The organism is Clostridium oryzae, assembly GCF_002029235.1.
GTDB classification, from domain to species: domain Bacteria; phylum Bacillota; class Clostridia; order Clostridiales; family Clostridiaceae; genus Clostridium_AE; species Clostridium_AE oryzae.
On the sequence record NZ_MZGV01000116.1, the window covers coordinates 1 to 7,433 of the forward strand.

Here is a 7,433-nt window from a genome sequence, read left to right on the forward strand (position 1 = left end):
TAGAAAAAGCCCCTGTCTAAGAATATGAAATAAAATACAAAGCTTGGGACTAGCCTAAATAGGCCAGTCTAGCTTAGTGTTGCCTAAAATAGAAAGAGTGCTATTATTTAATTTTCGTAGGAATTTACATAAAATTTGTGTTACAAGTGCTTAATGAACGGATCAATCTCCGTAGTGCCACAACATTTCTTTTTTTATATTAGAAACAAGTGCTATAATACTAATAGGTCAGAGAATTAAGCAATAGAAGTTGTAAAATAAAAGAATTATATAAAGATTACGAGTTAGAGAGGAGAATAATACATGGATTTGAGACGATTATCAGGTTACAATCTGGATCTATGCTCTCAGGTAAAAGCTTTAAAAACGATAATTAGTTCAAGTGAAATTGTAAATCAGGTTCTAGAAAGAGCTAAAACATTAGATTTGGATAATTATTATATAGGTGCAGGATGCATAACACAAACAGTATGGAATTATATTTCTGATAAACCTTTAAATTACGGTATCAAAGATATTGATTTTGTTTACTTTGATGAAGAAAATGTGGACTTTGAAGCCGAAGACAGAATGATTTCAGCCGTAAAACAGTTATATTCAGACTTAGACATAGAGATTGATGTAAAAAATCAAGCTAGAGTACACTTGTGGTATAAGGATCATTTTGGCTATAGCATTGAACCATATAAATCATTAGAGAGCTCTATAAATTCTTGGCCAACAACTGCTACATCCATTGGAATTAGAAAAGAGTTTAATAATGAGTTTAAGGTATATGCACCTTTTGGCTTGAATGATTTATTTGGAATGACCGTAAGGGCTAATAAAGTTCAGATAACTAAAGAAATCTATGAAACTAAGGTATCAAATTGGATTAAGAAATGGCCAAACTTAAAAGTTGTGCCTTGGGATGAAAACTAAAAAACTTGAAAAGAGGTTGCAATGGGATATATAGAAGAACTTAGAAAAATAGTTGGTCATCGTCCGCTTATACTTGTTGGAGCGGTAGTAGTAATCATAGATGAAAAGAAAAGGATATTGTTAGAAAAACGAAAAACTACATCCTATGGTAAATGGGGACTTCCGGGAGGACTTATGGAGTTAGGTGAATCAACTGAGGATACTGCAAGAAGAGAAGTATTGGAGGAAACAGGCCTAACTGTTGGAAAATTAAATTTTATACAGGTTGATTCTGGCAGGGATAGATTAGTAAAAGTACCTAATGGTGATGAATTTTATGCTGTGACTATTGCGTATTATAGTGATGAAATTAGTGGAGAGATAGCCATGGATGAAACTGAATCTCTTGATGTAAAATTTTTTCCCATTAATAAACTTCCCAGTAATATTGTAGAGAGTCATGGGGAAATTATGCAGAAGTTTCTAAAGATATATGATAATATATAACCTATATATATATTAAAAAATCAAGGCAGGTGATAAACAATGTTTGAATCAGAACTGATAAATTACTTGAAAAATGCAGGCGCAGATATTGTAGGCTTTGGAGATTTAACTATGCTAGATTCTAATATCCGGTGTAATTTACCTTATGGTATATGTGTAGCTGTTAAAATAGCTTCTGAAGTTGTGAAAGAGCTAGAGAACGGACCAACAGAGCAGTATTACGAAGAGTATAAAAGATTAAATAAGCTGCTAGACAAAATAGTTTCTTTAGGTGAAAAATTTATAAAAGCTAGAGGATATAATGCTATAGGACAAAGTACTACTTATGTTACAGAGGATGATAATCTTACTACACCATTACCCCATAAGACTGTAGCAACCAGAGCGGGAATAGGATGGATTGGAAAGAATGCACTGCTTATAACTTCTGACTATGGTTCTGCAATACGTATAAGTACTATTTTAACAGATATACCGGTTAAAACTGGGCAACCTATAGATGAATCGAAATGCGGAAACTGTCTTAACTGTACAAATGCTTGTCCTGCAGAAGCTATAAAGGGGAACTTATGGAATGTTAATGCAGAAAGAAAAGATCTTATTGAACCGCTGAAATGCAGAGCAAAGGCTAGAGCTATGATGAAGAAAATTGTTGGCATAGAAACAGCTGTATGTGGAAAATGCATAGCAGTATGCCCATTTACGAAAGCATATATAAAAAGGATGAAGGGGCAAACAGCATCTTAAAGAATTTAGAATGGAGATTCATAATGAGCGAGCAAAGCATGAAGAAACTATATCTTTGTATAAATATTCCTTTTGTCATCATATTTTGTATTTTATCTGTAATACCATTTGTTGCAATTGCTAATAGAACGTATATTTATTATATAGGCATTGCTAGTAAATTTATATTGGGCATATGGTGCATTTTTAATGGTATATGGAATGCTTGTACAGATTATTATTCCTTTTTTAAGAACAAAAGAATTAATAAAACTAATAAAGTAGCCCGATGGTTATGGTGGTTTGTTTTTGTCCTTGGCATAATATGTATTATAACAGCTTCTATGGGCTACGGATTTAATGTGGTAAGGAAACCAGAATAGTATAATTACAGAAAATAAACTTAGAAGATACTATAGAAATAGAATCTCCTAAAAAGAACAATGAATTTAGCTGGCTATTTCCCAAAATTAACAATCGGTAAAACGGAAAAATCTATTAAATAGAATTTCTCCATTTTTGAGTGTACATATCAGAGATTTTTGGATGATAGAAATCACTTTTTTTTTTACAGATTTTTCAATACCATCTAATGAACTTAGTGTTTTATTAATATCTGAAACTTTGCTTATGATACTTGTAATAGAGTTTTCGATACTTTCAGCCTGTGTTAAGCCGATTTTACATATAATAATATCGCTATTAGTACCATTTAAGGTCTTTTGCAAAGCATTATTAATCGGGAAGTCAGAAGATTTAGTGAAACCTGTAATGTAAGCATTACCTTCCACATCAACTTTAATACTAGATGCAATATCGTCACCATTGCCGCCCAAATACGTGGAATATATCAATTGAGAACCAGTGGAATTAATTTTGGTTATAAAAGAGTTAACGCTGCTATTAGGAGCGGGCTGTGATGGAGGATTAGTAGGAAAATTAATGGACTCAGTACCTCCTGTTATATAGGCATTACCCACTGAATCTACAGCAATGCTATTAGCATAGTCTTCTTCGCTTCCGCCAAGGTAAGTAGAGTATTCAAGTAAAGGATCAATAACTAACTGTAAAGCTTTATGATAGTGTCCAATCTTAAATCCGACTGTTCCATCTTTTCTTATTATATAGCTGCCTGTTACTTTACTTTTTATTCCATTTACTATCTGATATATATAAGGCTTTTTAAAACAGAATTCACTGTTTAAAACGTGTAAAATTAGATATCCCTTATTATCTAACTTTAAATTGTCGGCTCCTTGGATATCGATTATTATTGATTTAGGATCTGCATTTGGCGAAATTATATAATCATACTCCAACTTACCGGAATTACCATAGCAAATAACATCGATGCCAGTATACACGCCATGATATTTTATTTTCGAGTAAGTGGGAATGTTAGTGTACCACTTAGCCGGATCGCTGCCTAAAAAGTAATTAACCTTACCAGGCAATTCTTCAATCGCTTCAATCACTGACTGTTTATTTGCTCCTGCAAATTTTATTTCAACCACAGCACAATTGTTTTGCTTTTTAAGAACTGGCTTTGTATTGCCTTTAGCATTATTTAATACTTTATCATTTGTTTGCTGATTTATTAATAATACAGTTTTTGAGGGAGTAAAAAAATACTATATCCTGCTCCATTAGCTAAATATTTAATCTCGGCCCAACTTTGTCCCTTATTAATTTGAAATGACCTTGGTAAATTGTCATAGTTTTGTAGTTCTATTTTTATTTTTATTTTCACCTCTATAAACATAGTAGTTAAAGTTACATGTAAAATAGGTTATAGAAATTCACAATACATTATATGGATTAAATATAAAAATGTTACATGAAAATGATACGACTTGAATTAATTTAATGAGCCTCTGTAGACTATAAAATACCTATTACCTTAATGGCAATAGGTATTTTTCGTAGACGCTCATCAATTTACAATAAATTATATAATGGGTATGTAAAGTGTTAATAAACGAAATCAAATTATGTACAGAATTGAAAACCTTACACTTTCTTAAATATTTCTATAATATTTGGTTGGTATCGTTGGTCAGCCTAGACTTTTCATGATACATATAAATGCATCATTTGGTAAGGTTCGCTTCGAACAAAGTTATATGATGATAAATACTATTACAGCTTTGATATTGATTTTTGTTGTTTTTTTAATAAGCATAAAAAAGAAGATCAGCAGTAACTAAATATTTAGGACAAGGGTTGTGGAATCAAGATACATTAAGTGATATAAGCAGTATCTATATTCCCTGAACCCTTGTTATAATGCTATCAGGAATTACTTAGAAGGTTTAGTATTTAGACTCTTAAGTAATCTTAAATAATGATTTGCTTCTCTAGTCACATGATCTGCTAAAAGAGGTAATATTATAGATTTTATTTTGCATGCTAAAATGCCCTCAGTGCCGGCTCTTTTGAAATTTCTTAGGTTTGTAGTTGCAGTTAATGCTCTTCTTATGTTATCAGAAGAGTGGATAGGTTGTTTTGATGTCTCAGCAGTTCCTCCTTCCAGTCTGGCAAATTCTTTTGCAAAAGCATCAGCAGTTTCAAATAACCGTGTCTCGGATGGGTCAAGCATACCTCTTATAAACTGAGAGTGCTCTTTCATGATTTCGTTCCAATCAAATTTAAATTCTTCAGCAAGAGCTTTATTTATGATATTAAGATCTTCCATATGTTGAAGCTTAATGAGCAATGATGTAAAAAAGCGGGTTTCCTCTATTACATGGTCAATTAGCAGAGGATATAGGAAGGTAAAAGTATTACAGCTTAATACATTTGCCATAAGTTTTTCTGTAGATTCTATAGCTGTAGTTAATGCTATTATTGCTTGTTGGTTTAAACTTGAAACACTTTCAAAGAGAACTGAATTATTCATCGGAGATTTTCCAGGTTTTAATGCAAGCTCCATTTTAGTTATATTAGTGTCTATGGGAATTCCGGTGTAAAATCTAGTCTTATCTTCAGCGGCTAAAGTAAGACCGGTTACTAGTTCACCTGAAGCTAATACTTCTGAACTGATAACTCCTTGTGATAACTTTACAGCATTGTTTAAAATTACTTCGATACTGCTTTTTAATCTAATAAGCTCATCTGCGACTCTTATATCCCTTTGAGTAAGTGAGGCAGCAGCAAAAATAGAATGTTCTTTTGCCAATCTTAAAAAGAAAAGATTTATTTCCAGCGAGTATCTGATGAAATCTTCCTTTAATAACATGTTTCTCCTCCATGAAAATTTGTTTGATATAATTAATACCTTGTCAATATATAATATTGGTATTTGGCAAAAATGTGAAAGTATAATCAATATCAAATTATATATTAGTACATAGTGATTCATTAATTGAGTATTACTAAACTTCATTTTAGTTGAATAAGTTTAGTTGAGGTGATTATTATGGTTGAAAAAATTAAAGACGATAACTCTGTATCATATGTGTTAGGAAACACAAAAATAGATATCATTGCACCTAAAATAACTAAAGAAAAAGATTTAACAATTAAAAAGGAACTAAACAACTTAGTATCTGGAATTGCTGCTGAAATATATAAAGAAAAAAGCAAGTAATAAAGAACATTTATACCATAAAAAAATGTTTTTGTATGTATAAGTATATTTTTTATTCCATTTTCTGATATAATATTTGTAGAAGTGTATAACCTGAAGAAGATAATGAAATTTCTTTGATGGACGTATTGAGCAGCGATGAGGATTCAATTATAGATATAGTTGAAAATAAGATACAAACGAGGAGACTATACAGTAAGATAAATAGTTGCCTTGCTGAAAGAGAAAAAATTATTATTGAAATGAGATATGGCTTATTGGACGGTAATGCCAAAACTCAACGCGAAATAGCTAAGATGCTGGGAATTTCACGTTCATATGTTTCAAGAATAGAAAAGAGAGCTTTAAAGAAATTGTATAAAGAACTCAATGGAAAACTAAAGTTATAATGTGTATAATATATTATAAAATGTACAATCCATATATTGCTTATAAAACTGATAGATTATAACATCAAAACATAAGGGGGATAAGAATGGTAAATCTTAATGAACTTTTAGAAACAACTGTTAAAGCTGGGGCCTCGGATTTACATTTAACAGTTGGTGTACCGCCGGCTATTAGAATTAATGGAAAATTGACTTTTATGAAAGAAAACAAGCTATTGCCTTCAGATACTGAAAAATATGTGAAGCTTATTATAGGTGATAAATATGAAGAATATAGCCGAAATGGTGAATACGATACCTCATATTCAATACCTGGTTTGGGAAGATTCAGAATAAACATATTTAAACAAAGAAGCAGTGATGCTCTTGCAATAAGAGTAGTAGCTTTAAAAGTGCCAACATTGTCACAGCTTGAATTTCCAGCTGTAGTAAAGCAGCTTACCCAGCTGCAAAGGGGTCTTGTACTTGTAACTGGTCCTACCGGAAGTGGTAAGAGTACAACACTTGCAGCAATGATAAATGAAATAAACAGTACAAGAGATGCTCATATAATAACATTGGAAGATCCGATAGAATATTTACATAAACATAATAAATCAATTATAAACCAAAGAGAGATAGGAAAAGATAGCCTAAGCTACGAAAGAGCTTTAAAGTCTATATTAAGGGAAGATCCAGATGTGATACTGGTTGGAGAGATGAGAGATTTAGAGACAATAGCTACTGCAATTACGGCAGCTGAAACGGGACACTTAGTTTTCTCTACTCTTCATACTATAGGAGCTGCAAAGACAGTTGACAGAATAGTTGATGTATTTCCACCGCACCAGCAGCAGCAAATTAAAATACAGATGGCTGCAGTATTACAGGGCATAATTTCACAACAGCTTATTCCAAGAAACGATGAAAAGGGAAGGGTTGCTGCATTAGAAATAATGGTTGCTACACCTGCTATTCAGAATCTTATAAGAGAAGGTAAAACTCATCAGATAGAATCTGCTGTTCAAACAGGTGGAAAGTATGGAATGAAAACAATGGACATGGCTATTGCTGAACTGTATAAGAAGAAAATCATATCTGAAGATTCAGCGATATCTTATGCGATTGACAGGGAAATGATTCAAAGGCTCATAATGCTTTAATTTCATACAAAACAAATAAATTTACTCTTAAAGAACTTATTGGGTTAAAATATAAAATCATATAGTTTGAAAAAATAAAAACAGGCATGACTATACTATTAAAAGTATATAGCCTGTTTTTTATTATATTGAATATTATATGCAATTTTCTTAAATATTAGGAAATAATAATAACAATAG

8 protein-coding genes and 2 pseudogenes are annotated in these 7,433 nt (G+C 31.7%); 7 read left to right on the forward strand and 3 right to left on the reverse strand.

What is annotated here, in order from left to right; all coding sequences use genetic code 11:
- The first annotated feature begins 303 nt into the window (after nt 1–303).
- From CLORY_RS22130 to CLORY_RS22145, 4 genes are read left to right on the forward strand one after another with little or no spacing between them, the layout of a single operon-like run.
- Nucleotides 304–921, forward strand: a complete 618-nt coding sequence (locus CLORY_RS22130; RefSeq protein WP_079428643.1) for a nucleotidyltransferase family protein — start codon at nt 304–306, stop codon at nt 919–921.
- Between the two features lie 21 nt (nt 922–942).
- Nucleotides 943–1,407 (forward strand): NUDIX hydrolase, encoded by a 465-nt coding sequence (locus tag CLORY_RS22135; RefSeq protein ID WP_079428645.1) that lies wholly within the window; start codon nt 943–945, stop codon nt 1,405–1,407.
- Nucleotides 1,408–1,446: 39 nt separating this feature from the next.
- Nucleotides 1,447–2,154, forward strand: coding sequence for a 4Fe-4S double cluster binding domain-containing protein (locus tag CLORY_RS22140; protein ID WP_079428647.1), 708 nt, complete (start codon nt 1,447–1,449; stop codon nt 2,152–2,154).
- Between the two features lie 23 nt (nt 2,155–2,177).
- Nucleotides 2,178–2,516: a hypothetical protein gene (locus CLORY_RS22145; RefSeq protein WP_079428649.1), complete on the forward strand. Its 339-nt coding sequence runs from the start codon at nt 2,178–2,180 to the stop codon at nt 2,514–2,516.
- Nucleotides 2,517–2,603: 87 nt separating this feature from the next.
- On the opposite strand, the gene CLORY_RS24350 is transcribed toward CLORY_RS22145, so the two are convergent.
- The 3 genes and pseudogenes from CLORY_RS24350 to CLORY_RS22155 all read right to left on the reverse strand — a co-directional run bounded on the left by CLORY_RS24350 (nt 2,604) and on the right by CLORY_RS22155 (nt 5,371).
- Entirely contained in the window at nt 2,604–2,987 is a 384-nt protein-coding gene (locus CLORY_RS24350) for an SBBP repeat-containing protein (protein WP_479723564.1), read from the reverse strand.
- Nucleotides 2,988–3,080: 93 nt separating this feature from the next.
- Nucleotides 3,081–3,749: pseudogene (locus tag CLORY_RS24355) on the reverse strand (DUF7948 domain-containing protein); the annotation flags it as partial.
- Nucleotides 3,750–4,432: 683 nt separating this feature from the next.
- Complete coding sequence (locus CLORY_RS22155) at nt 4,433–5,371, reverse strand: DUF2935 domain-containing protein (RefSeq protein WP_169911726.1); 939 nt, start codon at nt 5,369–5,371, stop codon at nt 4,433–4,435.
- A gap of 180 nt (nt 5,372–5,551) precedes the next feature.
- Between CLORY_RS22155 and CLORY_RS23485 the strand changes: the two genes are divergently transcribed.
- The 3 genes and pseudogenes from CLORY_RS23485 (at nt 5,552) to CLORY_RS22165 (ending at nt 7,253) form a co-directional block, all read left to right on the forward strand.
- The gene (locus CLORY_RS23485; protein ID WP_169911727.1) at nt 5,552–5,722 is read left to right on the forward strand and encodes a hypothetical protein; all 171 of its coding nucleotides are present in this window, start codon (nt 5,552–5,554) and stop codon (nt 5,720–5,722) included.
- Nucleotides 5,723–5,817: 95 nt separating this feature from the next.
- Nucleotides 5,818–6,111 (forward strand): annotated as a pseudogene (locus tag CLORY_RS22160) (sigma-70 family RNA polymerase sigma factor); the annotation flags it as partial.
- Nucleotides 6,112–6,197: 86 nt separating this feature from the next.
- Entirely contained in the window at nt 6,198–7,253 is a 1,056-nt protein-coding gene (locus CLORY_RS22165; protein ID WP_079428655.1) for a type IV pilus twitching motility protein PilT, read from the forward strand.
- Nucleotides 7,254–7,433: the final 180 nt, after the last annotated feature.

Bases quoted from the DNA above. Each gene is read 5' to 3' on its own strand.
- CLORY_RS22135 (WP_079428645.1), top strand. From the start codon at position 943: ATGGGATATATAGAAGAACTTAGAAAAATAGTTGGTCATCGTCCGCTT.
- CLORY_RS22145 (WP_079428649.1), top strand. From the start codon at position 2,178: ATGAGCGAGCAAAGCATGAAGAAACTATATCTTTGTATAAATATTCCT.
- CLORY_RS22165 (WP_079428655.1), top strand. From the start codon at position 6,198: ATGGTAAATCTTAATGAACTTTTAGAAACAACTGTTAAAGCTGGGGCC.
- CLORY_RS22130 (WP_079428643.1), top strand. From the start codon at position 304: ATGGATTTGAGACGATTATCAGGTTACAATCTGGATCTATGCTCTCAG.
- CLORY_RS22155 (WP_169911726.1), bottom strand. From the start codon at position 5,371: ATGTTATTAAAGGAAGATTTCATCAGATACTCGCTGGAAATAAATCTT.
- CLORY_RS22140 (WP_079428647.1), top strand. From the start codon at position 1,447: ATGTTTGAATCAGAACTGATAAATTACTTGAAAAATGCAGGCGCAGAT.
- CLORY_RS23485 (WP_169911727.1), top strand. From the start codon at position 5,552: ATGGTTGAAAAAATTAAAGACGATAACTCTGTATCATATGTGTTAGGA.